The organism is Actinosynnema sp. NPDC023587 (assembly GCF_040640215.1).
Lineage (GTDB): Bacteria > Actinomycetota > Actinomycetes > Mycobacteriales > Pseudonocardiaceae > Actinosynnema.
The window spans coordinates 615,678-640,447 of the sequence record NZ_JBFABG010000002.1 but is presented as its reverse complement, the minus strand read 5'-3'; the positions used below and the strand labels follow the sequence as shown (position 1 = coordinate 640,447).

The window sequence follows — 24,770 nt, the reverse complement described above, 5'->3', positions numbered from 1 at the left end:
GAGTGCCCTGATGACCCGCGCACGCAAGACCCCCGGCCGTGTCGCTTTCGTGGGCTCCGGCCCCGGCGACACCGGCCTGCTCACGGTCCGCGCCCGTGATCTGCTGGCCAAGGCGGAACTCGTGGTGACGGACCCGGACGTGCCGTCCGAGGTGGTCGCCCTCGTCCCGGACGGAGTGGAGATCCGCCCGGCGGTCGGTGACCCGGCCGACGTGGCGAAGGATTTGGTGACCGAGGCGAAGAACGGCCACGCCGTGGTCCGGCTGGTGGCGGGCGACCCGCTCACGCTGGACGCGGTGGTCAAGGAGGCGCAGGCGGTCTCGAAGACGACGATCGCGTTCGACGTGGTGCCGGGTGTCCCGGCGGGCACGGCGGTGCCCGCGTACGCGGGTGTCGCGCTCGGCGCGGTGCACACCGAGGCCGACGTGCGCGGCGTGGCGGACTGGGCGAGCCTGGCCGCCGCGCCCGGCACGCTGGTCCTGCACGCCACCGGCAGCCACCTCGCCGAAGCGGCGTCCTCCCTGGTGGAGCACGGCGTCGCACCGCAGACCCCGGTGGCGGTGACCGCGGACGGCACCGGCTTCGGCCAGCGCACCGTGGACACCACGCTGGCGTCCCTGGCCGCCGACGCCGGCGACCTGGGCGGCCCGCTGATCGTCACGGTCGGCAGTGCCGTCGCCGGTCGGCCCAAGCTGTCCTGGTGGGAGTCCCGCGCCCTCTACGGGTGGCGGGTGCTCGTGCCGCGGACGAAGGAGCAGGCGGGCGCGATGAGCGACCGGCTGCACTCGCACGGCGCGATCCCGGTGGAGGTGCCGACCATCTCGGTCGAGCCGCCGCGCAGCCCGGCGCAGATGGAGCGCTCGGTGAAGGGCCTGGTCGACGGGCGCTACCAGTGGGTGGTGTTCACCTCGACCAACGCCGTGCGCGCGGTGTGGGAGAAGTTCCGCGAGTTCGGCCTGGACGCGCGGGCGTTCTCCGGCGTGAAGATCGCCTGCGTCGGCGAGTCGACCGCGGCGAAGGTGCGCTCGTTCGGGATCATCCCCGAGCTGGTGCCCTCCGGCGAGCAGTCGTCCGAGGGCCTGCTGGCCGACTTCCCGCCGTACGACGACATCCTGGACCCGGTCGACCGGGTCCTGCTGCCGCGCGCCGACATCGCCACCGAAACCCTGGCGGCGGGCCTGCGGGACCGGGGCTGGGAGATCGACGACGTGACGGCCTACCGCACCGTGCGGGCCGCGCCGCCGCCCGCCGACACCCGCGAGATGATCAAGTCCGGCGGGTTCGACGCGGTGTGCTTCACCTCGTCCTCCACGGTCCGGAACCTGGTCGGCATCGCGGGCAAGCCGCACGCCCGGACGCTCGTGGCGTGCATCGGACCGCAGACCGCCGAGACGGCCCGCGAGTTCGGCCTGCGGGTCGACGTCCAGCCGGAAGAGGCCAACGTGCCCGCCCTGGTGGACGCCCTGGCCCAGCACGCGGCCAGGTTGCGGGCCGAGGGCGCGTTGCCCCCGCCGCGCAAGACCAAGCGCCTGCGCCGTTCCTGAAGCACCCGGTCGGGGCCTCCTCCGGGGGCCCCGACCTCCTTCTTCCCCGGGAGTGCCGCTGTGTTCCCCGCCCACCGACCCCGCCGCCTGCGCACCACGCCGGCGCTGCGCCGCCTGGTCGCCGAGACCACCGTGCGGCCACGGCAGCTCGTGCTGCCGATGTTCGTCAAGGAGGGCGCGGCGGCCCCGGTCGAGATCTCGTCCATGCCGGGCGTGGTCCAGCACACCCGCGACTCGCTGCGCGAAGCCGCCGCCGAGGCCGTCCGGGCCGGGGTGGGCGGGCTGATGCTGTTCGGCGTGCCCTCGACCCGGGACGCGGTCGGCTCCGGCGCGACCGACCCGGACGGCATCCTCAACGCGGCGCTGGCCGACCTGCGCGCCGACCTCGGCGACAGCACCGTGCTGATGTCGGACTGCTGCCTGGACGAGTTCACCGACCACGGCCACTGCGGCGTGCTCACGTCGACCGGCGAGGTCGACAACGACGCCACGCTGGAGGTCTACGGCGAGATGGCGGTGGCGCAGGCCCAGGCCGGTGCCCACCTCGTCGGCCCCAGCGGCATGATGGACGGCCAGGTCGGCTTCATCCGCCGGGCGCTGGACGAGGCCGGGCACACCGACACCGGCGTCCTGGCCTACTCGGCCAAGTACTCCTCGGCGCTGTACGGACCGTTCCGCGAGGCGGTGGAGTCGCAGCTCCGAGGCGACCGCAAGACCTACCAGCAGGACCCGGCGAACGCCCGGGAGGCGCTGCGCGAGGTCGAGCTGGACCTGGCCGAGGGCGCGGACCTGGTGATGGTGAAGCCGGCGCTGCCGTACCTCGACGTGCTGCGCGCGGTGCGGGAGGTCTCCGACGTGCCGGTGGCGGCGTACCAGATCTCCGGCGAGTACGCGATGGTCGAGGCCGCCGCGCGCAACGGGTGGATCGACCGCGAGCGGACCGTGCTGGAGACGCTGACGTCGATCCGGCGCGCGGGCGCGGACGTCGTGCTCACCTACTGGGCGGTGGAGGCGGCGCGGTGGCTGGACCGGGAGTGACAGCCGCGAAGCGGGTGCGGCCGACCCCGCCGAAGCTGGTCGACCTGGCGCGCTGGGTGTGGATCGGCAGCGCCCTGGTCGGCCTCGGCCGGTTCCTCGTGCAGTTGGCCGACCGCGAGATGCTCATCGACGTGCTGGTCGACGAGCAGCGGCAGCAGAACATCACGATGAGCCAGGACGAGCTGGACGCCGCTGTGTCCGGCGGGATCATGATGGGCCTGCTGCTGGGCGGGCTGCTGGTGGTGGTGTACGCGCTGCTGGCGAACCGGATGGCCGGCGGGCGCAACTGGGCGCGGGTCGTGCTGACCGTGTTCGGCGGGGTGGGCATCCTGATCGGGGTGTCCCGGCTGATCCTCGTGACGTCCGGTCTGGCGGCCGTGCTGAAGATCCCGGTGGCCACCCCAGACCTGGTGTTCGGCACCGTCACGATGGTGCTGGACGTGGTGGCGATCGTCCTGATGTACTTGCCGTCGGTCTCCGGGTACTTCAGGGCACAGCGCTCTGTCGCCGACAAAACACCCCGGGTAGCTAACGGATTGTGATTTCCGGTCGACGCGGGCTGCCGGTCCTCTTACGGTCCGCGCATGACCACTCCTCAGGACCCCTACGGCCAGCAGGGCGGCTACCCCCAGCAGCCCGGCGGCACCCCCCAGGGCGGCTTCCCCCAGCAGGGCGGTTACCAGCAGCAACAGCAGCCCGGCTACCCGCCCCAGGCACCTCCGCTGTCGCCCACCGAGATGAACCGCCCGCCGCGCCCCAAGTCCGTCGAGACCGCCTTCCTGCTGTGGATGGTGGCCGCCGGTATCGGCATCGTGTCCAGCATCGTCAGCTTCCTCACCGCGCAGGCGATCTACGACGAGGTGACCAAGGGGGTGGACCCGTCCATCCGGTCGGCCCTCGGCAGCGGTCCGTCGTACGGCACGGCGATCTTCAGCATCATCCTCTTCGTGGTGTGGATCGTGGTCGTGCTCCAGATGCGCAACGGCGCGAACTGGGCGCGGATCGTGCTGGCGGTGCTCGGCGGTATCGGCGTGATCTCGGGCCTGGTGGGCCTGGCCGGTTTCGGCCTGCTGTTCAGCGTCGGCGCGTTCGGCGTGATCCAGGCGCTGCTCTCGCTGGTGTCCCTGGTGGTGACCGTCGGCGCGCTGATCTTCATGTTCAAGCCGGACGCGAACCACTACTTCAAGTCCGCCTGACCGGAGTGCCCGCGTGTTGCCCGTCGTCCGACGACGGGCAACACGCCACCCGGTGATCCCGGTCCGCGTCGACCGAAGTCGCGCGATCGGACGACCTTCGTCGATGATCGGTGTCACGGTCCGTCGCGGCGCGGCCCGTCGCGGTGGACAGTCGCCCTGGGTGGTTCTAGCGTTTCCCGATGTGACGACCCCACAGGACCCGGATCGCGGGCAGCAGCAGCCGTACACCCCCGCGCCCCCGCCGCTGAGCGACGCCGAGCTGCACGGCACCGGCACGGCCGGCCCGGCGCTGCCGGTGCCGAAGGAAGTGCGGATCTCCTTCTGGATCTGGATCGCGGGCGCGGTGCTGTCCGCCGTCGGTGGGCTGCTGGTGTTCACCCAGCGGGACGCGCTGGCCGAGGTGCTGCGCGACGTGCCCCAGTACCAGAGCCTCAGCCCCGACGAGTTCGACGCGCTCCTGCGCGCCAACATGATCATCACCGCCGTGGTGGGCGTGGTGCTCGCCGCCCTCTACGTGCTGTTCGCGTTCAAGGCGCGGGCCGGCCGCAACTGGGCGCGGATCGTGCTCGCCGTCCTGACCGCCCTCGGCCTGCTGTCCACGCTGCTGGTCGGCGCGTCCATCTCCGGCCTGCTCACCTCGTTGATCAGCGTGGTCGCGGTGGTGCTGCTGTACCTGCCCAACTCGAAGGCCTACTTCGAGTCGGTGAAGCACGCCGCGTGACCGCACCCGAACCGCCGCCGTCCGCGCGCACCGCCGTGGCGGTCTGGTACGTGGTGGCGGTGTTCCTCCCGCTCGGTGCCTGCTACCTGTGGCTGCGCCGCGCCGGGTGGCTCTCGACCGCGCCGGACAGCCCGCCGCCGACCGACCGGGTGGTGCAGTACACGATCGGGGCGGTGGTGCTCGCGATCGGGTACGCGGTGCTCGCCCGGCTGCTCCAGCGGCGCACCGGGTGGGCGCGGTGGGCGCTCACCGCGCTGGCGGCGGTGCACGTGCTGTGGATCGTGCTGACCACGTCCGCCGGGCCGAACGTGGTGCTGCTGGGCCTGATCGGTACCGGATTGGCGGTCACCTGGCAGCGCGGTACGGCAGAGTGGGTGGCGCAGCACTAGCACCCCCGCCGGAGAGCGCCATGCCCGAGCACGACCCGTACGCCTCGCCGTTCCACCGCGTCGACCTGCCCGGACAGCCGGCCGCACCGCTGCCCGGTTACGCCGGGTACCCGCCGCCGATGCCGCCGGCCGACCCCGGCGCGGTCGCGCCGTCCCGGCCCGCCGCGCTGACCGCCGCGTCCTGGAGCTGGCTGGCCTGCGTCGCACTGCTGGTCCTCGGCCTGCCCGCGGTGTTCCTCACCAGCCTGGACGTGTTCGCCGAGCAGCTCTACCAGGACTCCCAGGCCACGCCCGAGCCGAACACGCGGACCGAGGCGCGGATCGGCGCGCAGCTCACGCCCGTGCTGTTCGGGCTCGGCTTCGCGGTGCTCGCCGTGCCGTACGTGGTCGGCGCGCTCAAGCTCCGGTCCGGGCGGGACTGGCCGCGCGTCCTGCTCGCCGTCCTGGCCGCGCCCGCCCTGCTGCTCGGGGCGGCGCTGCTGATCGGCTTCGGGTCCGGCGCGGTGCTGTACGCGAACTGGCTGGTGGGCACGATCTGGGCGCTGCTGTTCCTGGGGGCGGTCGTCCTGGGCTGCGTGGCCATGTTCCTGCCCCCGGTCAACCACTACGTGAGGTCGGCGAACCGCCGATGACGCGACCGCCGTTCGACCCGTTCGACCCGTTCGACCAGCCGATGCGTCCCGTGCACCTGCCCCGGACCGGCGGACCACCGCCGCCCGGCTTCCCCGGCGGGATGCGCGAGGTCGACCAGCGGACGGCGGTGGTGCCCCGACCCGGCGTGGTCCTCGTGGCGTTCGCGGTGTGGCTGCTCGCGGCGCTGGCCTGGCCGGTGGGCACCGTGGTGCGGGTGCTCGCGGAGCAGGGTGGGTTCGCGGGCTTGGGCGCGGTGATGACGTTGTTCGGCACCGGCTGCCTCGCGATCGGCGGCGTGTGGGGCGCGGTGGCGTTCCTGGGCGGCAGCCACCACGCCCGGATCGCGCTGTGCGGGGGATACCTGGCGATCGGCGTCCTGGCCGTGGCGGCGGCGCTCCTGGCCTCCCGGTCCGGCGGCGCGGACGCCGCGTCGTGGGTGGTGATCGTGCTGCGGCTGGTGCTGCCCGTGGTGGCCGGGGTGCTGAGCTTCCTGCCGGGCACCCGGCACTACTTCGCGGGGAACCCCGGGTGACCGACCAGCCCGTGCTCTACCGGGAACCCGGCGCGTCCTGGTGGCCGCTGCTGTGGGGACCGGTGTCCGGCGTGGTCGGGCTCGGCGTCGAGGCGCTGACCGGCGCGGTGTTCCCGCTGCTGTGGGTGCTCGTGGCGGCCGGGCTGTCGTTCGCCGCGCTGGTGTGGGTGCAGGGCCGGCGACGGCTGCACGGCGTGCTGCTCACACCTGCGGCGCTGCACCTGGGCCGCGAGGAGGTGCGGGTGCGCGACATCGCGGAGGTGGCCGGGGTGGAGCCCCGGGCCGGGGCCCGGGTGCTCGGCGGCGGCTGGACCGAGCCGCGCGGCACCGCGCCGGTGCCGGTGCGGCTGGCCGACGGCGAGGTCGTGCTGGGCTGGGCGCGGGACGCCGACGCGCTGCGCGCCGCACTGGACCGGCTGCTCGCGCCCCGGGCTCCGGGGCGCGACGGGGCGTGAGAGGCTGACCCGCGTGACCGCTGCCACGCCCGTAGCCCCCGCCGCAGCCGCCCCCGGACCGGGGCTGCACCAGCCCCTGCGCGCCGCCGTCGCGGTCGGTGAAGTGGTCCTCGCGGTCGCGCTGGTGCTCCTCGCGGCGTGGTGCTGGAACCGGGGTGTGCTGCGCTCCGGCTACACCGCCGCCGACCACGCGCCGGTGGAGTCCACCCGCTACCTGGGCAACTGGCTCGGCGGTGCGATCGGGCTCGGCACGGTGGCGGGCGTGCTGGTGCTCGACGCGATCCGGCAGACCCTGCTCGCGGTCCGCACCCGTGGTCGGGAGCAGGTCGCCGAACCCGACGTGTGAGACTGGGCCTCGTGACTTCCACGCGATCCCAGGCACTGTTCGAGCGCGCGGCGGCGGTGATCCCCGGTGGCGTCAACTCGCCGGTCCGGGCCTTCCACTCGGTCGGCGGCACGCCCCGGTTCATGGTCCGCGGCGAGGGTCCGCACCTGTGGGACGCCGACGGCAACCGGTACGTGGACCTGGTGTCCTCGTGGGGGCCCATGATCCTCGGCCACGCCCACCCGCAGGTCGTCGAGGCCGTCCGCGCCGCCGCCCTGCGCGGCCTGTCCTTCGGCACGCCCACCGAGGGCGAGATCGAGCTGGCCGAGGAGATCATCTCCCGGGTGGCCCCGGTCGAGCGGGTGCGCCTGGTCAACTCCGGCACCGAGGCCACCATGAGCGCGATCCGCCTGGCCCGCGGCTTCACCGGCCGGCGCAAGGTCGTCAAGTTCGCCGGCTGCTACCACGGCCACGTGGACGCCCTGCTCGCCCAGGCGGGCTCCGGCGTCGCGACGCTCGGCCTGCCCACCTCGCCCGGCGTCACCGGCGCGCAGGCGGCCGACACGATCGTGCTGCCCTACGACGACCCGGCCGCCGTGCGGGCCGCGTTCGCCGAGCACCCGGACGAGATCGCCTGCGTGATCACCGAGGCGGCGGCGGGCAACATGGGCGCGGTCGCGCCCAGGCACAACGCCGAGCTGCTGGAGCTGTGCCACGCCCACGGCGCGCTGCTGGTCATGGACGAGGTGATGACCGGCTTCCGGGTGTCCCGGGCGGGCTGGTTCGGCCTGGAGCAGGTGGCCGGCGACCTGTACACGTTCGGCAAGGTGATGTCCGGCGGGCTGCCGGCCGCCGCGTTCGGCGGGCGCGCCGACGTGATGGCGAAGCTCGCCCCGGCCGGCCCGGTCTACCAGGCCGGCACGCTGTCCGGGAACCCGGTGGCGGTCGCGGCGGGCCTGGCCACGCTGCGCGCCGCGACCGACGACGTGTACCGGGCGCTGGACGCCAACGCGGACCGCCTGGGCGCGCTGTTCACCGCCGCCCTGACCGACGCCGGCGTGCCGCACCGCGTGCAGTTCGCGGGCAACCTGGTCAGCGTCTTCTTCACCGAGCACGAGGTGGTCGACTACGCCGCCGCGCAGGCCGCGCTGACCTGGCGCTTCCCGCCGTTCTTCCACGCCCTGCTGGAGCGCGGCGTCTACCCGCCGCCCAGCGCGTTCGAGGCGTGGTTCGTCAACGCCGCCATGACCGAGGAGGACTTCGCGGTGATCGCCGACGCCCTGCCCCACGCCGCCCGCGCCGCCGCGGAGGCCACGCCGTGAAGACCGTCGTGCACCTGCTCCGCCACGGCGAGGTCCACAACCCGACCGGAATCCTCTACGGCCGGCTGCCGGGCTTCGCGCTGTCCGAGCGGGGCAGGCAGCAGGCCCTGGTCGTCGCCGAGCACCTCGCCGACCACGACGTCGCGCACGTCGTGGCCTCCCCGCTGGACCGGGCGCGGCAGACCGCCGGGCCGATCGTCGACTCGCACCGGCTCGACCTGGCCACCGACAACCGGCTGATCGAGGCGGGCAACAAGTTCGAGGGCCTCAAGGTCGCGGTCGGCGACGGCGCGCTGCGCTCGCCGAAGCACTGGCCGAAGCTGGTCAACCCGTTCCGGCCGTCGTGGGGCGAGCCGTACCTGGAGATCGCGCACCGGATGCTCGGCGCGGTCCAGCGGGCGCGCGCGGCGGCCGAGGGCCACGAGGCGGTGTGCGTGTCGCACCAGTTGCCGATCTGGACGCTGCGGCGGTTCCTGGAGGGCAAGCGGATGTGGCACGACCCGCGCCGCCGGGAGTGCTCGCTCGCGTCGCTGACCAGCCTGGTGTTCGAGGGTGAGGAGCTGGTCCGGGTCGTCTACACCGAGCCCGCCGGCGCGACGAGCCCCCGGGTGACGGGCGCGTGAAGCGGGCGGCGGTGGCGCTGTCGCTGCTGCTCGCGGCGACGGCGTGCACGACCGGCGACGACGCCGTGGTGACCGGCTCGGACTTCCAATTCGTCGCGCCCGACGGCCAGGTGCGCATCCGGTACGACGGCGAGCAGCGCAAGGCGGTGCGCGCGCTGTCCGGGCCGGACGTGCGCGAGGAGGGCCGGACGGTGTCGCTGGCCGACTACGCGGGCAAGGTCGTGGTGGTCAACGTCTGGGGTTCGTGGTGCGGTCCGTGCCGCACGGAGTCGCCCGAGCTCCAGAAGGTGCAGGACGAGACCGGCCCGCTGGGCGTGCAGGTGCTGGGCATCGCGGTGAAGGAGAGCTCCGCCGAGCAGCCCCGCGACTTCATGCGGAACCGCGAGCTCGACTACCCGTCGATCTACGACGAGTCGGGCCGGACGCTGCTGGCGTTCAAGGGCCTGCCGCCGAACACCGTGCCCACCACGATCGTGCTGGACAAGGGGCACCGGGTGGCGGCGGTGTTCCTGGAGAGCCTGATCGCGACCGACCTGGTGCCGCTGGTGAAGGAGCTCGCCGCCGAGGGGTAGGCGTGGGGGAGCGGCGTGGCGCTCCCCTCACCTGAGCTCGGGGATCTTCGTCTTGAACGCGTCGACCATCGCCTCGCGGCCGACGAGGTTGAACTCGCGGCCCAGCGTGCGCATGATCGAGTTCTCGGTGGGCCGGTACAGGCCGTACCGGTGGTACCGGCTGCCCTCGTACGCGCCGACCGTCCCGCCGTCGGGGGAGGTCTGCCCCAGGTAGCGGGACCACTTCGCGCCGCTCGCGTCGGCGGTGGCGTTCGGCTCGGCCGGCTCGTCACCCGCGTACCGGTCGTACGGGTAGTCGTACTCGTCGGCCAGCCCGCCGATGGAGTGCCCGAGCTCGTGCACGGCGATCTGCCCGGCCTGGGCGTTCGCGCCCGCCGCCGTGGCGACGCCGCCGCCCGCCCCGCCGTACTTGGCGGTGTTGCCCAGCGCGATGATCTGGTCCGCGCCCGGCGCGAGCGCGCCGAACTGGCCCGCCTTCGCCTGGTTCACGCACAGCAGCCGCTCGGTGTCCACGTCCCGGCCCTGGCACCAGAAACCCATGTCCAGCGCGGTGTCCTTGGCCGACCCGAGCGCCGGGTCGTGGTCCACACCGGACTCGTTCGACACGACGTCGACCTGCCACACGTTGAAGTACTGCTTGTAGGACTTGAACGGCTCCACGGCGGACAGCTCTGCCCACTTGTCCACCACGTGCCCGTGGTAGGCACCCAGTTCGGACGAGGTGTACCCGTCCCCGACGAACACCAGGTCGAAGCGCTGGTCCGCGTCACCGGTCCGCTGGATCGGCACGACCTCGGCGGTCACCTCGGCCGCCTCGGCTCTCGGCTCCGCCGCGACCGGGACGGCGGCCCGGGTGATCGTGCCGTCCGGCGAGAACACCTCCCGCCACTCCACAGCGGACTCGACCGCGCCACCGCTCGCGGGGGCGGTGGCGGCGACGAGTGCGACGGCCAAGACCGGCAGGGTCAGTCGGCTCACGCGCATGGAACTCACGCTATGAATCGGGCCGCTCACTCACAAGGGTGGAAAGTCGGGTTTAACCGATGGGGGTCCTCAGGTACCCCCGCCGGGTGTGACCCAGGTCGCCGCTAAGGGAGTCCGGTGGGCGGCTCCCCGAGGCCCGTACCTACCCTGGTGGCCGTGGACCCGACGACGCAACTGGCGATGTCCGGACCGCTGGGACTGGCCGTGGGCCTCGCCGTGCTGGCCGGTGCGATCTCGTTCGCCTCGCCGTGCGTGGTCCCGCTGGTCCCCGGCTACCTCGCCTACCTGGCCGGCCTGGTCGGCGCGGAGGCACCCGCCGTGGACACCGGCGAGGCGCGCAAGTCCGGGCGCTGGCGGGTCGCGGGCGCGGCGCTGCTGTTCGTGCTGGGCTTCACGATCGTGTTCAGCCTGACGTCGTTCGTGGTCCTCGGGCTCACCGACACCCTCTACTTCGACGCCGACGTGTTTCAGCGCATCGGCGGCGTCGTCACCATCGCCATGGGCCTGGTGTTCATCGGTTTGGTCCCCGCGCTGCAAAAGGACGTCCGGCTGCACCGCACCCCGCGCGGCGGCCTGATCGGCGCGCCGGTCCTGGGCGGGATCTTCGCCCTGGGCTGGACCCCGTGCGTCGGGCCGACGCTGGCCGGCGTGCTGGCCCTGGCGCGCAGCACCGAGGTCGGCTCGGCCACCGCGCGCGGCGCGGTCCTCGTGGTCGCCTACTGCCTCGGCCTGGGGCTGCCGTTCGTGCTGATCGCGCTGGGCGCGCGGTGGGCGGTCCGGGTCACCGGCTGGCTGCGCACCCACGTGCGGCAGGTGCAGGTGTTCGGCGGCGCGCTGCTGATCGCGGTCGGCGTCGCGCTGGTCACCGGGCTCTGGGGCGACTTCGTGCTCTGGCTGCGCGACGCCGTGGTCAACGACCTCGAACTGCCGTTGTAGTGCGCGCCGCCCTCGCCTTCCTGCGCAACACGTGGCGCGGCCTCACCGCCATGCGCACCGCCCTGACCCTGCTGTTCCTGCTGGCGCTGGGCGCGATGCCGGGCGCGCTGCTGCCGCAGCGGTCGCTGAACCCGCAGAAGGTCACCGAGTACCTCGCCGACAAGGGGTGGTGGGGCCGGCTGCTGGACCGGCTCCAGTTCTTCGACGTCTACGCCAGCGCCTGGTTCGCGGCCGTCTACGTGCTGCTGTTCGTGTCGCTGATCGGCTGCCTGCTGCCGCGCACGTGGGAGTACTACCGGCAGATGCGGGCCAAGCCCGTGCTCACCCCGCGCAACCTGGCCCGGATGCCGCACCACGCGTCCGCCGAGCGCGCCGCGTCGCCCGAGGACGTGGTGGCGGCGGCGAAGCGCCGGCTCCGGGGCTGGCGGCTGGTCGAGCGCGCGGAGGACGGCGGCGGGCGCAGCGTCAGCGCCGAGCGCGGGTTCCTCCGCGAGACCGGCAACCTGCTGTTCCACTTCTCCCTGCTCGGCCTGCTGGTGGCGTTCGCGCTGGGCAAGATGTTCGGCTACGAGGGCCAGGTCATCGTCCAGTCCCAGGGCGGCCAGTTCTGCAACTCCGGCGTGTTCAACTACGACACGTTCCGGCCCGGCCTGCGGGTCGACGGCACCGACCTCAACCAGTTCTGCGTCAAGGTCGACGACTTCCACGCCACCTACCTGGACAACGGGCAGGCGGACACGTTCCAGGCGGACGTCCAGTACCAGTCCGGCGACGACCTGGAGAGCGGGACCTGGCGGCCGTACGCGCTGCGGGTGAACCACCCGCTGCGGACCGTCGGCGACCGGCTGTACCTGCTCGGCCACGGCTACACGCCGCTGTTCAAGGTCACCTTCCCCAACGGGGAGGTGCGCAACGGCTCGACCCAGTGGCGGCCGGTGAACGAGCTCACGCTGGCCTCCGAGGGCGCGACCAAGTTCGACCCGCCCGGCGTGACCGACGCCGGGCAGCGCCGCGAGAACCAGCTCGCGATCACCGGCCTGCTCGCGCCCACCGCCGCGTTCCACGGCGAGCTGCTCGACTCGGCCTTCCCCGCGGCGCGCGACCCCGCCGTCGCGGTCGACGTCTACCGGGGCGACCTGGGCACGGACTCCGGGCGCGGCCAGTCGATCTTCGCCATCGACCGGAAGATGGTGGAGAGCGGCAAGCTCGCCAAGGTCGCCCGGCAGAACCTGAAGGCCGGCGAGGAGATCAGGCTCGACGACGGCACCACCATCCGGTTCGAGGGCGTGCGCGACTGGGTGTCGCTCCAGGTGTCCCACGACCCGACCCAGACCTGGGTGCTGGCGTTCGCGGTGCTGGTCATCGTGGGTCTGGTGGTGTCGCTGACGGTGAAGCGCCGCCGGATCTGGGTGCGGGCGACACCCCAGGAGGACGGGCGTACGGTTGTCGAGGTCGGTGGCCTGGCGCGCACCGACCAGGCCGGGTACGGCGAGGAGTTCGGCTCCCTGTCCCGGGACCTGCTCAAGGAGGAGAGCTAGATGCCGGTCAACACGACGCTGGCCACGTTCAGCGACTGGACGTACGGCGCGGCCGTGGCGGTCTACGTGATCGCGGCCGTGTTCTACCTGTGCGAGCAGGCTTTCGCGAAGAACACCGCGAAGTCCGGCGCGGCCAAGGAGCGCGAGCTCGTCGGTGCCGGCCCGCAGGTCGCGGGCACCGCCGAGGACGGCACCTGGACGCCGGGCCTGGTGGTGCGCGCCGAGCGCCCGCGCGCCGAGAAGCTCGGGCGGATGGGCGTCGCGCTGACCCTGCTGGGCGTGGTGCTGCACGGCGGTTCGCTGGTGCTGCGCGGTCTGGCGACCGCGCGCGCACCGTGGGGCAACATGTACGAGTACACGGCGCTGCTGACGCTCGCGGCCGTCGTGGGCTGGCTGGTCCTGGTGCGGATGTTCCCGGTGCGCAAGCTCGGCGGGTTCGTGCTGACGCCGATCGCCGTCCTGATGTTCCTCGGCGGCACCGTCCTCTACGCCGAGGCCGCGCCGGTGCAGCCGGCGCTCCAGTCGTACTGGCTGGTCGTACACGTTTCGGTGATCTCGGTGTCCAGCGGGCTGTTCCTGCTGCCGGGCGTGGCCAGCGTGCTGTACCTGCTGAAGTCCTCCGGCCGGGCGCGGTTCGCCAAGCTGCCCGACTCCGACGTGCTGGACCGGCTGGCCTACCGCAGCACGGTGTTCGCGTTCCCGCTGTTCACGCTGGGCCTCATCTGCGGCGCGATCTGGGCCGAGGCGGCGTGGGGCCGGTTCTGGGGCTGGGACCCGAAGGAGACGGTCTCGTTCGTGGCGTGGGTGGTCTACGCCGCGTACCTGCACGCCCGTGCCACGGCCGGGTGGCGCGGCCGTCCCGCCGCGTGGATCAACACGCTGGGCTTCGCGCTCACCGTGTTCAACCTGTTCTTCATCAACCTGGTCACGACCGGATTGCACTCTTACGCGGGTGTCGATTAGACCCCCTACCCAGTGTCGTGGAACCGCTGCGGCCCGACTACCGTCGCAATCGTGAGGTCGGGGAGTGCTCGATCCGCTCTTGCTCAGGGAGGACCCCAGCGGTGACCGGTCGCTACGAGAACCCTGAATCGTCGTGGCAGCCGCCCTCGGAGGGGCAGCCCAACCCGAGCCAGTCGGGTGGTCACCCGGTCGAGCCCGGGGCGGAATCCCACTACGTCGAACCCGCCACGCTCAACTTCGACCCGACCGCGTCGGGAGCGGTGGCCGGTCCGCCCTCCGGCGCGGTGACCGGTCCGCCGTCCGGTGGTTTCCCGGCGCAGGGCCCGCAGCAGGGCCCGCACCCGGTGCCCGGCCAGAGCGGGCCGTACCCGGTCCCGGGCCAGTCGGGTCCGTACCCGGTGGCCGGCCAGTCCGGTCCCTACCCGGTCCCCGGCCAGCCGGGCCCGCACCAGTCCGGTGCCTACCAGGTCGGCGGCCAGTCGGGGCCCTACCCGGTGCCCGGCCAGTCCGGCCCGTACCCGGTGCCGGGCCAGTCGGGGCCCTACCCGGTCGGCGGGCAGTACCAGCAGGGACCGCACCAGAGCGGCGCGTACCCGGTGGCCGGCCAGAGCGGGCCGCACCAGTTCGACCCGAACGCGCAGCAGCCGCAGTTCCAGGGCTCGTTCCCGAACAACTTCCCGCAGAGCATCCAGCCCCAGCAGCCGCCGCCCGCGACCGCGCACGACATGTCGTCGCAGCAGTTGATCAAGCGCGCGAAGCGCCCGCCGCAGTCCGGCTGGCGCAAGACCGTGCACGCGGTGACCGGCGGTCTGGTCAACCTCGGCGAGAGCCCGGCGGACGTGCGGCGGCGCGAGCTGATCGGGCGGATCAACCAGCCGCTGCGCGGGTGCTACAAGATCGCGATGCTGAGCCTGAAGGGCGGTGTCGGCAAGACCACCACGACCACCACCCTGGGCTCGACGTTCTCGTCGCTGCGCGGCGACCGGGTGATCGCGGTGGACGCCAACCCCGACCGGGGCACGCTCGCGCTGAAGGTCCCGCGCGAGACCACGGCCACCGTGCGGCACCTGCTGCGGGACGCCTCGCGGATCACCAAGTACAGCGACGTCCGCGCGTACACCTCGCAGTCGCCCAGCCGGCTGGAGATCCTCGCCTCCGAGCAGGACCCGGCGGTGTCCGAGGCGTTCAGCGACCAGGACTACCTGCGCACGGTCTCGCTGCTGGAGCTCTTCTACAACATCGTGCTCACCGACTGCGGCACCGGTCTGATGCACTCCGCGATGAAGGGCGTGCTCGACCAGGCCGACTCGCTGGTGCTGGTGTCCTCCGGCTCGGTGGACGGCGCGCAGACCTCGGCGGCCACCCTGGACTGGCTGGAGGCGCACGGCTACCGCGACCTGGTGGCCAAGTCGGTGGCCGTGATCAACTCGGTGCGGCCCGGTTCGGGCAAGGTCGACCTGGACAAGCTGGCCGCGCACTTCTCCCAGCGCTGCCGCGCGGTCGTGCGCATCCCGTTCGACGCGCACCTGGAAGAGGGTGCCGAGATCGAGCTCGACAAGCTCGGCCCGGAGACCCGCCTGGCGCTGCTGGAGCTGGCCGCGACGGTGGCCGACGACTTCCCGAACAAGGTGACCTGAGCGCTTTCACCCGCGCCGACGAGACGAGGGGCCTCGACGGAGGCCCCCCGGCACCGCGTCCGTCACTCTTCGTCGGGACGCTTCTTGCCCTGTTCGCCCAGCTTGCGCAGGAACTCGGGATCGTCGTCCGGCGCGATGACGCGGCGGCTGGGGGCGGTACCGACCCGGTTCGGCCCGAACGCGTGCCACAGCAGTACCGTGATCGTGAGCGCTCCGACCAGTGCGAGCACGTAGAGCATGGTCGCCACCTCCTTCGCCACGAGGTTACCCGTGTCGTCGGGGTGGGCGGGGTCAGTGCCGCACCGGCTCGGTCGCTTCGGTGGTCAACTGGGAGAGCAGGGCCTGGACCTCGGACTCCCGGAAGCGGCGGTGACCGCCCGGAGTCCGGATCGAGCCGATGCGCCCCGCCGTGGCCCAGCGGGTCACGGTCTTGGGGTCGACGCGGAAGAGATTGGCCACTTCGCCCGGTGTGAGCAGCCGTTCCCCCTGGTGTCCCTGCGTCACGGTCACGGTCTTCCTCCCCGATGCCGAACAGACGTACCGGACGCATCGTGGCATCCCGACCTTCGGGTACTCGAACGCTTGGGTGATGGTAAAGAGGTAGTAAGGGACGAAGTGGGCGGTTCGGACATCGCGGGGGGTGGCCCTAGGCTGGGCCGGTGGACGCACTGGACCGCCAGATCATCGCCGCCCTGCGGGCGAACGGCCGAGCCACCTACGCCGATCTGGGGCGCAAGGTCGGGCTGTCCGCCTCCGCCGTGCACGAGCGGGTGGGCAAGCTGGAGGCCACCGGCGTCATCGTCGGCTACCACGCCGTGGTCGACCCGAGCGCGGTCGGTCTCGGGGTGACCGCGCTGGTCAGCATCCACCCCACGGACACCGCCGACGACGACGAGCTGGCCCTGTCGCTGGGCGGGCTGATCGAGGTCGAGTCCTGCTACCGGGTGGCCGGCGACGAGTCGTTCATCGTCAAGGTCCGGGTGGCCACGGTGGACGACCTGGAGCGGTCGCTGGGCAGGCTGCGGCGCATCCCCGGGGTGGCCCGCACCCGCACCACGGTCGTGCTGTCCACGCGTTTCGAAGGACGACCGAACACCGCGGCGGGCGAACCGGAGAGCGGCGCGTAGCCTGGGTAACCGTGCACCTGGGTCGTGATGTGACGCTGTACGTGAGCGCGCGTCTGGGCATGGTCGCCGTGGTCACCGCGGCGCTCGTGCTGCTGAACGTGCCCCTGCTGGTCGCCCTGGCGGTCGGCGTGGTCGTCGCGCTGCCGCTGTCGCTGTTCGTGTTCCGCGGGCTGCGGACGCGGGTGGCGCGGGGCCTGGAGGAGAAGCAGGCCGCGCGCCGGGTCGAGCGCGAGAAGCTGCGCTCGCAGTTGCGCGGCGAAGCCGGCTGAGCCGCTCAGACGACCAGCAGGATTCCGCCGCCGAGGTTCGCCAGCAGCAGCACCACGAGCACCGCGCCGAGGTGCCGGCTCTCGCGCAGGCGCAGGGCCAGGGCCAGCACGCGGACGGGGATCACCACCGGTCCTCGCCGGGCGTGCGCCACGCGCAGCGCGCCGAACGCGACGCCCGACGGGGAAAGTCCCAGGTCGCGCGCCCCGAGCACGTCGGCGCGCCACTGCTCGCGGTAGCGGTCGCGGTCGCCCGGCCGCAGCAGCGCCGCGGCCCACGTGACGAGGACGAGGGCGAGGCCCGTCATCCCGCCACCCGCGGTCGCCCCGGGCGCGGCGCGCGGGCCGCGATCTGGCCGGCCCGGGTCTGGCCGGGGTGGGTCTGGCGAGCGCACACCTTTACCGCCTCTTTGGCTCCGTCGGGGGTGAGCACGTACATCCGGCGGCGGGGTCCGCGCCGTTCGGCGTCGTCGTCCCAGTGGGACGTGACCCAGCCCGCCCGCTCCAGCCGGTCCAGCAGCGGGTAGACGCTGCCGGACGGGCGTCCGGTCAGGGTGATGATCTCCAGGCCCCAGCGCGGCCGGTCGGCGTCGAGCAGCACTCCCAGCACGTCGACCGTGGCCTTGCCGATGCGTTCCAGCGGCTCCACGACGCTAATACTACCTATGTAGATTAAGCCTGTCCACGGGGTCGGCCACCCCGGTCGACCAGGATCAGCCCGCGAACACCTCGGCGGCCTCGTCGGCCAGCCGCCCGATCACGTCGGCCAGCTCCAGTGCGTCGACCCAGTGGCCGGGCAGCGCCTCCCCGCCGTCCCGCGCGCCCAGCAGGTTCCCGCACAGCGCGCCGGTCGAATCGCTGTCCCCGGAGTGGTTCACGGCCAGCAGCAGCCCGTCCGCCAGGCTCTCGGCCGCGAGGGCGGTCAGCACCGCGATCGCCAGCGCCTCCTCGCCGACCCAGCCGCCGCCCAGCGCCGCCTCGATCACCTCGGGCGTCGGCCGTTCGCCCCGCGCGCCCATCTCCACGGCCAGGTCGAGCAGCACCGATTGCTCCTCGTGACCGTCCCAGCGCCGGAGCTCGTCGCGCGCCACGCCGATCGCGCCGGGCAGGTCCAGGCCCCGCCACAACTGCTGCACCAGCACCGCCAGCACGCCCGCCGACAGGTAGCCGCTCGGGTGGCCGTGGGTGAGCGCGCCGGTCGCCGAGGCCAGCGCGAAGACCTCGTCCGGCCGGTCCGACCAGAGCGCCGCCGGCGCGGCGCGCATCACCGCGCCGCAGCCCTTCGAGTCGTTGATCGGCGACTCGACCGTGCCCGGCCGGCCCGAGCGCAACGCCGTCAGGCACGTGGTGCCGGGCGCGCGGAGCTGGTGCAGCTCCGGCACGTCGAGCAGCCACCCGTCCGCCGGCACCTCGGGCCCGCCCTGGGTGCGCAGCCAGCGGCCGTAGGCCGCCCGCACCTCGTGCACCGGGTCGCTGCCCCGGCGGCGCGCCAGGACCAGCCCTTCCAGCGTGAACAGGGTCATCTGGGTGTCGTCGGTGATCGCGCCGAGCCGGCCGTAGGCGGGCGCGTAGTCGGTCAGGCCGGACGGGCCGAAGCGGCTCCGGATGCGGTCGATGCGGTCGAACTCGACCGACCCGCCGAGGGCGTCGCCGACCGCGCCCGCCAGCAGGCAGGTCCGCAGGGCGTCCCGAGCTGAAGTGCTCCCACGTGAGGTCACGTCACAGAAGTTATCGTGCCGGCGTGACCATTTCGGTAGACCGATGTAGCTCCCGCACCAGGGAATGGGTGTGCGAGGCCGTCTCGATCATCGAGGCGGACGCCAACCGCAGCGCCGACACGCACCTGCTGCACTTCCCGCTCCCCCTGGAGTGGGGGATCGACCTCTACCTCAAGGACGAGTCGACCCACCCCACCGGCTCGCTCAAGCACCGCCTGGCCCGATCGCTGTTCCTGTACGCCATCTGCAACGGCTGGGTGGTCGGCGGCACACCCGTGATCGAGGCGTCCTCCGGCTCCACGGCCGTGTCCGAGGCGTACTTCGCCCGCCTGCTCGGCCTGCCGTTCATCGCCGTGATGCCCCGCTCGACCAGCGGGGAGAAGGTCGCGCTGATCGAGCGCCAGGGCGGCCGGTGCCACTTCGTGGACGAGCCCGGCGCGATCTACGACGAGTCCCGCAGGCTGGCCGCCGACCTCGACGGCCACTTCATGGACCAGTTCACCCACGCCGAGCGCGCCACCGACTGGCGCGGCAACAACAACATCGCCGAATCGGTGTTCCAGCAGATGTCCCTGGAGGCCGCGCCGGTACCCGCGTGGGTCGTGGTCGGCGCGGGCACCGGCGGCACCAGCGCCACCATCGGCCGCTTCATCCACTACCGGAAGCTCCGGTCGCGGCTGGCGGTCGTCGACCCGGAGCACTCGGTGTTCTTCGACGCGTGGCGGAACGGCGATCCCGGCCTGGTCGGCACCCGGGGCTCGCGGATCGAGGGCATCGGCCGGCCGCGCGTCGAACCGTCGTTCGTCGGCCACGTCATCGACCGGATGATCAAGGTGCCGGACGCGGCGTCCATCGCGACCATCCGGCACGTGGAGGAGGTGCTCGGCCGCCGGGTCGGCGGCTCCACCGGGACGAACCTGTGGGGCGCGTTCCAGTTGATCGCGGAGATGCGGGCGTCCCGGGTGCGGGGCAGCGTCGTGACCCTGCTGTGCGACGGCGGCGAGCGCTACGCGAACACCTACTACGACGACGAGTGGGTGGCCGACCAGGGCATGGACCTCTCCCCGCACCTCGCGACGCTGGCCGGGTTCCACGCGGCGGGGACCTGGTCGTAACAATCTCGGACCCGGTGGGAACGCGGGCGGGGTGTGCTGCGTCGCAGCGTGGATCGGCCAGTCGGAAGGGGTAGCCGTGGGCATCTGGCGGACCGCGGAGGTGGTGACCGCCGAGGACGTGCTGGCCAAGTCCGTGGCAGCCGCCGACCAGGCCGTGCGCGACGCGGCGAAGCTCCGCCACCCGGCCCGTGAACCCTCGGCGGAGGACGTCCGCCGGGTGATGCGGTTCGCGAAGTCGGGCGAGGCGTCCCCCGAGCTCCGGGCGTTGCAGCGGAGGATCGCCGCCGGCTACCTGAGCTGGCGTCAGGTGCTGCTGGGCGAAGCGGCCGACGACCGGGGCGTGCGGGCGGCGTTCGAGAAGGACCGCGACCGACTGGCCGCCCTGTGCCGGGGCGAGGAGCCCCGCGTCGCGCCGCCCAAGCCGAAGCGCGACGACGACGAGCCGATGAGCTTCACCGAAGACGCCTGGTAGCGCTCCCGCGCCGCCACCCGGCCCGATTCGAGGACCCGCTCCGGCTACCTGCCCGCCCCGGTCACCTCCTGCGGTGCGCGGCACGACGTGGGAAGATCACCGCGCGACCGGGGACGCCTGCGTCAGCCTGCGGTCGTTCCCGGCCCTCGGGTCTTTGATCAGGCGAGCCAGAGGGTCGCGGTGGTGGCCATCGCCCACAGCAGCATCGCCAGGCCCGTGTGCTGGAGCACCGGGATCAGGTCGCGGCCCTTCCTGCCCCTGAGCACCCGGATCGCGCCCAGCGCCACCAGCGGCAGCGCCAGGAACCCCAGCAGGGCCAGGGGGACGCGCAGGCTGATCGCCAGGGTGATGACGAACGGGACGGTCACCAGGGCCAGGTACAGGCTGCGGGAGTACCGGTCGCCCAGGGTGGTGGCCAGGGTGCGCTTGCCGGCCTCGACGTCGGTCGGGATGTCCCGCAGGCTGTTGGCGATCATCACGCCGGTCGAGAACGCGCCCATCGCGATCGCGCCGCCGATGCCGATGCCGGTGATCTCGCCGGCCTGCACGTAGAGCGTGCCGAGCACGGCGGCGGGACCGAAGAACAGGAACACCGCGAGCTCGCCCAGGCCCGAGTACCCGTAGGGCTTGCGCCCGCCGGTGTAGAACCACGCCGCCGCGATGCACACCGCGCCGAACGCCAGCATCCAGTACCGGCCGGTCAGCACGATCAGCGCGAGGCCCGCCGCGGCGGCGACGCCGAGCGCCGCGAACGCCGCCAGGCGCACCGCCCCGGGCCTGGCGGCACCCGAGCCGACCAGGCGGAACGGGCCCACGCGGTGCTCGTCGGTGCCCCGGATGCCGTCGGAGTAGTCGTTGGCGTAGTTCACGCCGATCTGCAACGCCACGGACACGACCAGCGCCAACAGCGACCACGTCGCGTCGAACCCGTCGATGTGGTGTGCGGCACCCGCGCCCACGAGGACGGGTGCGAGGGAGTTCGGCAGGGTCCGGGGTCGGGCCCCCGAGATCCACTGGACGGCTGTGGCCATGCCGTTCATCCTCCGACATGGGTGCCGGGGACCCCCGACCGGGTTTCGGCTAGCAGGCCGGCACGTCCGGGACGTCCCGCAGGTGGGCCTTCGCCAGGTACTTGTCGACGGCGATCCGGTACCAGACGTCCGAGGTGCCCTGCGTGCCCGTCACGGCCTCGCCGGTCACCGCGCACCCGGTCTTGACCTGTGCGCGGTCGACCGCGAGCCCGACCTCGGCCGCACCGGACGACGGGCCGGCGCGCACCTGCTGCGGTTGACCGGGGGAGACCACGAAGCCGCCCGGACCGGAGTCGGTCCACAGGTAGGCGACGGTCACCCAGGAGTTGTCGGTGAGCGCCAGCCCGTCCCAGAAGGTGCCGTCGGCGAGGTCGACGCCCGCCGGGTTGGCGACCCGGCGGCCGAACTGGTCCTTGCCGCCGTTGTAGGCGTCCTGGTACGCGGCCTGCGCCTCGGGCCTGCCGTGCGGGAGGTCCTGCCACATCTCGCGGGTGTCCGGCGGGTTCCAGTGGTCGTCCTTGGTGTTCCACGGCCCGACGTCCCACACCGGGGCCCACTCGCAGCGGCCGTTCTCGGCGCACACCTGGACGCTGTAGGTGCCGTCGTCCTTCGGGGACAGGCCGCGCCGGGACGGCAGGGCCGCGAAGTGGTCGCGGTCGACGATCACGTGGCCGTTCGCGGTGGTGCCGCCGACCAGGCCCTCGCGGGTGGCGAAGACGCGGAACGCGGAGCCGCCGGCCGACCGGGCGGCACCCGACCCGGTCGTGGACGGGGTCAGCGCGACCTCCTGCGCGGTCGGGCTCCGGTCGGCGGCGGTGAGGACCAGCCGGACCTGGACGGTGCCGACGGCGGTGGGCAGCACGGCGGGCGCGTGCGGGCGTGCTTCCACCCACTCGGTCCACCGGCCGTCGACCAGCGCGCCCCGCACGTCCACGGCGATCCCGGCGTCGTCCGGGACGTGGCCGCGCACGGTGGCGGCGACGGTGTCGGCGGGCGCGTCGAGGTGGTGCGGCGCGAGGTGGAGGAAGCCGGTGCGGAGCGCGGCGCGGGCGCTCGCGGGCGTCGGCGCGGACCCGTCGAGCCGCACGGCGCGGCCGTCCGAGGTGACACCGACGTCGTCGGCGTCCACAGTGGACAGGTCGGCGCGCCACGAGCCGGGTTGGCCGGCCGTGGCCGGCGCGGTGGACGCGGTGGTCAGGACCGTCGCGGTGGTCAGGGCCAGTACCAGGTAGCGCCTCGGCATCGCAGCACTCCTCGCCCGGACGGGCGGAGCGGAGGAACCGCTACCGGCCACCCGTACGGATCGGCCTGAGCCAAGCGCGGCGGTTGTTGGCTGTCAACCAACAAGGCCGCTCGTGTGGGATAAACTCACTCGATCGAGCGAGCCACCGACCGCCGGTCCACCTTCCCCGGCCCCCTGACCGGCAGCTCCGACCGGAAGACCACCCGCCGGGGCGTGGCGGCCCGGCCCAGCGCGTCCCGCACGGCCGCACCCAGCGCGTCCGGATCGGGTGGCGACGCCGGGTCGTCCGGCACGACCGCCGCCACCACGGCCTGCCCCCACTCGGGGTCCGGCACCCCCACCACGCACACCTCGCGCACACCGGGCCGCGCGGCGAGCACCCGCTCGACCTCGGCCGGCGAGACGTTCTCGCCGCCGGTGATGATCACGTCGTCGGCGCGCCCGACGACCTCCAGGCGACCGTCGTCGGCGAACCGCCCGAGGTCCCCGGTCCGGAACCACTCGCCGAACCGCTCGCCGTGCTGGTAGCCGAGGGCGAGCACGGGCCCGGCGAGCTCGATCCGGCGGTCGGCGGTGAGCCGGACCCGGACGCCGTCGAGCGGCACCCCGTCGTAGACGCAGCCGCCCGAGGTCTCGCTCATGCCGTAGGTGGTGACGACGCGGACGCCGGCGTCGCGGGCGCGGGCCAGCAGGGACGGCGGCGTGGCGGCACCGCCGATCAGGACCGCGTCGAACTCGCGGATCGCGGCCAGGCCGGGCCCCTCGGTCGCGACCAGCCGGGCGAGCTGGGTCGGGACGAGGGCGGTGTAGTGCGGACCCGGGCGGGCCAGGACGGGCCCGGCGGCGGTGGCGAACCCGGACGCCCGGAAGCCCGTGGTGCTGTCCACCAGCCCCGGAGCGGTGCCGGCGACCAGTGAGCGGACCAGGACCTGGAGGCCCGCGATGTGGGTGGTGGGGAGGGCGAGCAGCCACGTGCCCGGCCCGCCGAGCCGGGCGTGCGTCGACTCGGCGGACGCGACCAGGGCGGACGCGGGCAGCAGCACGACCTTCGGCTCCCCGGTGGACCCGGACGTGCCGACGGCCAACGCGGCCCCGGCCTCCCACCCGGACAACACCCCCAACCCCCGCCCACCCGGCAACGACGCCGTCACCACCGGCCCGCACACCCCGCCGCCGGCCGACGCGCCCGCGCCGGGCGTCTCGTCGGCGCTTGCCCGGGTGGCACGACCTGACCGGGCGACATCGGCCGGTCGGGCGGCCTGGTCCGCCGGTGGGGTGGCGAGCGCCGGGGCGAGCGCGGTCCGGAGGGCGGCCAGGGTTTCGGCCAAGGCCTCCTCGGGGGTGTCGTCGGGAGTGTCGGGGGGCGTCACGGGGGTGCTGGTCATGGGGGGCCTGGGTTCAGTAGTGGTAGGGGTAGGGGGACCAGTCCGGGTCGCGCTTCTCCAGGAAGGCGTCGCGGCCTTCCACGGCCTCGTCCGTCATGTAGGCGAGGCGCGTGGCCTCGCCGGCGAAGAGCTGTTGGCCGACCAGTCCGTCGTCGATCAGGTTGAACGCGTACTTCAACATCCGCTGCGCGGTCGGGGACTTGCCGTTGATCTCCTTCGCCCACTGGAGGGCGGTGTCCTCCAGCTCGGCGTGCGGCACCACGGCGTTCACCGCACCCATCGCGTGCATGTCCGCCGCGCTGTACGTCCGGCCCAGGAAGAAGATCTCGCGCGCGAACTTCTGACCCACCTGCCTCGCCAGGTACGCCGAGCCGTAACCGCCGTCGAAGCTGCCGACGTCGGCGTCCGTCTGCTTGAACCTCGCGTGCTCCTCGCTCGCCAGGGAGAGGTCGCACACGACGTGCAGGCTGTGCCCGCCGCCCGCCGCCCACCCCGGGACGACCGCGATCACGACCTTCGGCATGAACCGGATCAGGCGCTGGCACTCCAGGATGTGCAGCCGGCCGGCCCGCGCCGGGTCGACCGTGTCGGCGGTCTCACCCGAGGCGTACTGGTACCCGCTGCGGCCCCGGATGCGCTGGTCGCCGCCCGAGCAGAACGCCCACCCGCCGTCCTTCGGGGACGGGCCGTTGCCGGTCAGCAGGACGCAGCCGACGTCCGGGCTCATCCGGGCGTGGTCCAGCGCCCGGTACAGCTCGTCCACGGTGTGCGGGCGGAACGCGTTGCGCACCTCAGGGCGGTTGAACGCGATGCGCACCGTGCCCTGGTCCACCGCGCGGTGGTAGGTGATGTCGGTGAGGTCGAAGCCCTCGACCGGCTTCCAGCGGGAGGGGTCGAACAGCTCGGAGACGCCGTGATCTGCCACGGCACGGACAATATGCCCGCGCGAAAGCTGAGAACGGCCCAGGCCGCCGGTCGGTCGGGACGGGATGTTGACGCAGTGTGA

31 protein-coding genes are annotated in these 24,770 nt (G+C 73.3%); 21 read left to right on the top strand and 10 right to left on the bottom strand.

Features of this window, described 5'->3' with window-relative positions:
- The first annotated feature begins 10 nt into the window (after positions 1-10).
- The 13 genes from AB0G01_RS08155 to AB0G01_RS08095 all read left to right on the top strand — a co-directional run bounded on the left by AB0G01_RS08155 (position 11) and on the right by AB0G01_RS08095 (position 9,349).
- Complete coding sequence (locus AB0G01_RS08155; RefSeq protein ID WP_360940963.1) at positions 11-1,543, top strand: bifunctional uroporphyrinogen-III C-methyltransferase/uroporphyrinogen-III synthase; 1,533 nt, start codon at positions 11-13, stop codon at positions 1,541-1,543.
- A gap of 60 nt (positions 1,544-1,603) precedes the next feature.
- Complete coding sequence (hemB, locus tag AB0G01_RS08150; protein WP_360940961.1) at positions 1,604-2,581, top strand: porphobilinogen synthase; 978 nt, start codon at positions 1,604-1,606, stop codon at positions 2,579-2,581.
- Positions 2,578-3,123, top strand: a complete 546-nt coding sequence (locus AB0G01_RS08145) for a hypothetical protein (protein ID WP_360940959.1) — start codon at positions 2,578-2,580, stop codon at positions 3,121-3,123. Before hemB ends, AB0G01_RS08145 begins: the two co-directional genes overlap by 4 nt.
- 42 nt (positions 3,124-3,165) lie before the next feature.
- Positions 3,166-3,777 (top strand): hypothetical protein, encoded by a 612-nt coding sequence (locus tag AB0G01_RS08140; protein ID WP_360940957.1) that lies wholly within the window; start codon positions 3,166-3,168, stop codon positions 3,775-3,777.
- 181 nt (positions 3,778-3,958) lie between these two features.
- Positions 3,959-4,498, top strand: a complete 540-nt coding sequence (locus AB0G01_RS08135) for a hypothetical protein (protein ID WP_360940955.1) — start codon at positions 3,959-3,961, stop codon at positions 4,496-4,498.
- Positions 4,495-4,887, top strand: coding sequence for a hypothetical protein (locus AB0G01_RS08130; protein ID WP_360940953.1), 393 nt, complete (start codon positions 4,495-4,497; stop codon positions 4,885-4,887). The genes AB0G01_RS08135 and AB0G01_RS08130 overlap by 4 nt, the downstream gene beginning before the upstream one ends.
- A gap of 20 nt (positions 4,888-4,907) precedes the next feature.
- Positions 4,908-5,519 (top strand): hypothetical protein, encoded by a 612-nt coding sequence (locus tag AB0G01_RS08125; RefSeq protein ID WP_360940951.1) that lies wholly within the window; start codon positions 4,908-4,910, stop codon positions 5,517-5,519.
- Positions 5,516-6,052, top strand: a complete 537-nt coding sequence (locus AB0G01_RS08120; RefSeq protein WP_360940949.1) for a hypothetical protein — start codon at positions 5,516-5,518, stop codon at positions 6,050-6,052. The genes AB0G01_RS08125 and AB0G01_RS08120 overlap by 4 nt, the downstream gene beginning before the upstream one ends.
- Positions 6,049-6,507 carry a hypothetical protein gene (locus AB0G01_RS08115; RefSeq protein ID WP_360940947.1) on the top strand — a complete coding sequence of 153 codons (459 nt, stop codon included), beginning with the start codon at positions 6,049-6,051 and terminating at the stop codon, positions 6,505-6,507. The genes AB0G01_RS08120 and AB0G01_RS08115 overlap by 4 nt, the downstream gene beginning before the upstream one ends.
- Before the next feature lie 13 nt (positions 6,508-6,520).
- Positions 6,521-6,853 (top strand): hypothetical protein, encoded by a 333-nt coding sequence (locus AB0G01_RS08110; RefSeq protein WP_360940945.1) that lies wholly within the window; start codon positions 6,521-6,523, stop codon positions 6,851-6,853.
- An 11-nt stretch (positions 6,854-6,864) separates the two neighbouring features.
- Positions 6,865-8,154 (top strand): glutamate-1-semialdehyde 2,1-aminomutase, encoded by a 1,290-nt coding sequence (hemL, locus tag AB0G01_RS08105; protein WP_360940943.1) that lies wholly within the window; start codon positions 6,865-6,867, stop codon positions 8,152-8,154.
- Positions 8,151-8,777 carry a histidine phosphatase family protein gene (locus AB0G01_RS08100; RefSeq protein ID WP_360940941.1) on the top strand — a complete coding sequence of 209 codons (627 nt, stop codon included), beginning with the start codon at positions 8,151-8,153 and terminating at the stop codon, positions 8,775-8,777. Before hemL ends, AB0G01_RS08100 begins: the two co-directional genes overlap by 4 nt.
- Positions 8,774-9,349: a TlpA disulfide reductase family protein gene (locus AB0G01_RS08095; RefSeq protein ID WP_360940939.1), complete on the top strand. Its 576-nt coding sequence runs from the start codon at positions 8,774-8,776 to the stop codon at positions 9,347-9,349. The genes AB0G01_RS08100 and AB0G01_RS08095 overlap by 4 nt, the downstream gene beginning before the upstream one ends.
- A gap of 27 nt (positions 9,350-9,376) precedes the next feature.
- Here the strand turns inward: AB0G01_RS08095 and AB0G01_RS08090 are convergent, their stop codons facing one another.
- Positions 9,377-10,333, bottom strand: coding sequence for a M64 family metallopeptidase (locus AB0G01_RS08090; protein ID WP_360940937.1), 957 nt, complete (start codon positions 10,331-10,333; stop codon positions 9,377-9,379).
- 156 nt (positions 10,334-10,489) lie between these two features.
- On the opposite strand from AB0G01_RS08090, the gene AB0G01_RS08085 reads away from it, so the two are divergent.
- From AB0G01_RS08085 to AB0G01_RS08070, 4 genes are all read left to right on the top strand, one after another.
- The gene (locus AB0G01_RS08085) at positions 10,490-11,269 is read left to right on the top strand and encodes a cytochrome c biogenesis CcdA family protein (protein WP_360940935.1); all 780 of its coding nucleotides are present in this window, start codon (positions 10,490-10,492) and stop codon (positions 11,267-11,269) included.
- A 50-nt stretch (positions 11,270-11,319) separates the two neighbouring features.
- Positions 11,320-12,807 carry a cytochrome c biogenesis protein ResB gene (locus AB0G01_RS08080; RefSeq protein WP_360941289.1) on the top strand — a complete coding sequence of 496 codons (1,488 nt, stop codon included), beginning with the start codon at positions 11,320-11,322 and terminating at the stop codon, positions 12,805-12,807.
- The gene (gene ccsB / locus AB0G01_RS08075; RefSeq protein WP_360940933.1) at positions 12,808-13,770 is read left to right on the top strand and encodes a c-type cytochrome biogenesis protein CcsB; all 963 of its coding nucleotides are present in this window, start codon (positions 12,808-12,810) and stop codon (positions 13,768-13,770) included.
- A gap of 101 nt (positions 13,771-13,871) precedes the next feature.
- Entirely contained in the window at positions 13,872-15,407 is a 1,536-nt protein-coding gene (locus AB0G01_RS08070; RefSeq protein ID WP_360940931.1) for an AAA family ATPase, read from the top strand.
- A gap of 62 nt (positions 15,408-15,469) precedes the next feature.
- Here the strand turns inward: AB0G01_RS08070 and AB0G01_RS08065 are convergent, their stop codons facing one another.
- Complete coding sequence (locus tag AB0G01_RS08065) at positions 15,470-15,646, bottom strand: hypothetical protein (protein ID WP_360940929.1); 177 nt, start codon at positions 15,644-15,646, stop codon at positions 15,470-15,472.
- 52 nt (positions 15,647-15,698) lie between these two features.
- A complete protein-coding gene (locus tag AB0G01_RS08060) occupies positions 15,699-15,917 on the bottom strand; it encodes a BldC family transcriptional regulator (protein WP_231904860.1) in 219 nt (72 codons plus the stop codon).
- 149 nt (positions 15,918-16,066) lie between these two features.
- Here AB0G01_RS08060 and AB0G01_RS08055 point away from each other — a divergent pair, with 149 nt between their 5' ends.
- Positions 16,067-16,534: an Lrp/AsnC family transcriptional regulator gene (locus AB0G01_RS08055; protein ID WP_360940927.1), complete on the top strand. Its 468-nt coding sequence runs from the start codon at positions 16,067-16,069 to the stop codon at positions 16,532-16,534.
- An 11-nt stretch (positions 16,535-16,545) separates the two neighbouring features.
- Positions 16,546-16,803, top strand: coding sequence for a DUF4229 domain-containing protein (locus AB0G01_RS08050; protein WP_360940925.1), 258 nt, complete (start codon positions 16,546-16,548; stop codon positions 16,801-16,803).
- A 5-nt stretch (positions 16,804-16,808) separates the two neighbouring features.
- Here the strand turns inward: AB0G01_RS08050 and AB0G01_RS08045 are convergent, their stop codons facing one another.
- The 3 genes from AB0G01_RS08045 to AB0G01_RS08035 form a co-directional block, all read right to left on the bottom strand.
- Entirely contained in the window at positions 16,809-17,108 is a 300-nt protein-coding gene (locus AB0G01_RS08045; protein ID WP_360940923.1) for a hypothetical protein, read from the bottom strand.
- Entirely contained in the window at positions 17,105-17,449 is a 345-nt protein-coding gene (locus tag AB0G01_RS08040) for a PadR family transcriptional regulator (RefSeq protein WP_360940921.1), read from the bottom strand. Before AB0G01_RS08040 ends, AB0G01_RS08045 begins: the two co-directional genes overlap by 4 nt.
- A gap of 64 nt (positions 17,450-17,513) precedes the next feature.
- Complete coding sequence (locus tag AB0G01_RS08035) at positions 17,514-18,518, bottom strand: ADP-ribosylglycohydrolase family protein (protein WP_360940919.1); 1,005 nt, start codon at positions 18,516-18,518, stop codon at positions 17,514-17,516.
- 68 nt (positions 18,519-18,586) lie between these two features.
- On the opposite strand from AB0G01_RS08035, the gene AB0G01_RS08030 reads away from it, so the two are divergent.
- Complete coding sequence (locus AB0G01_RS08030; RefSeq protein ID WP_360940917.1) at positions 18,587-19,633, top strand: PLP-dependent cysteine synthase family protein; 1,047 nt, start codon at positions 18,587-18,589, stop codon at positions 19,631-19,633.
- Positions 19,634-19,709: 76 nt separating this feature from the next.
- On the top strand, positions 19,710-20,105 hold the full coding sequence (locus AB0G01_RS08025) for a hypothetical protein (protein WP_360940915.1): 396 nt from the start codon (positions 19,710-19,712) through the stop codon (positions 20,103-20,105).
- A 158-nt stretch (positions 20,106-20,263) separates the two neighbouring features.
- Here the strand turns inward: AB0G01_RS08025 and AB0G01_RS08020 are convergent, their stop codons facing one another.
- The 4 genes from AB0G01_RS08020 to AB0G01_RS08005 form a co-directional block, all read right to left on the bottom strand.
- Entirely contained in the window at positions 20,264-21,136 is an 873-nt protein-coding gene (locus tag AB0G01_RS08020) for a 1,4-dihydroxy-2-naphthoate polyprenyltransferase (RefSeq protein ID WP_360940913.1), read from the bottom strand.
- A gap of 49 nt (positions 21,137-21,185) precedes the next feature.
- Positions 21,186-22,379 carry a hypothetical protein gene (locus tag AB0G01_RS08015; RefSeq protein WP_360940911.1) on the bottom strand — a complete coding sequence of 398 codons (1,194 nt, stop codon included), beginning with the start codon at positions 22,377-22,379 and terminating at the stop codon, positions 21,186-21,188.
- Between the two features lie 125 nt (positions 22,380-22,504).
- A complete protein-coding gene (menE, locus tag AB0G01_RS08010; RefSeq protein ID WP_360941286.1) occupies positions 22,505-23,530 on the bottom strand; it encodes an o-succinylbenzoate--CoA ligase in 1,026 nt (341 codons plus the stop codon).
- A gap of 247 nt (positions 23,531-23,777) precedes the next feature.
- On the bottom strand, positions 23,778-24,689 hold the full coding sequence (locus tag AB0G01_RS08005; protein ID WP_360940909.1) for a 1,4-dihydroxy-2-naphthoyl-CoA synthase: 912 nt from the start codon (positions 24,687-24,689) through the stop codon (positions 23,778-23,780).
- Positions 24,690-24,770: the final 81 nt, after the last annotated feature.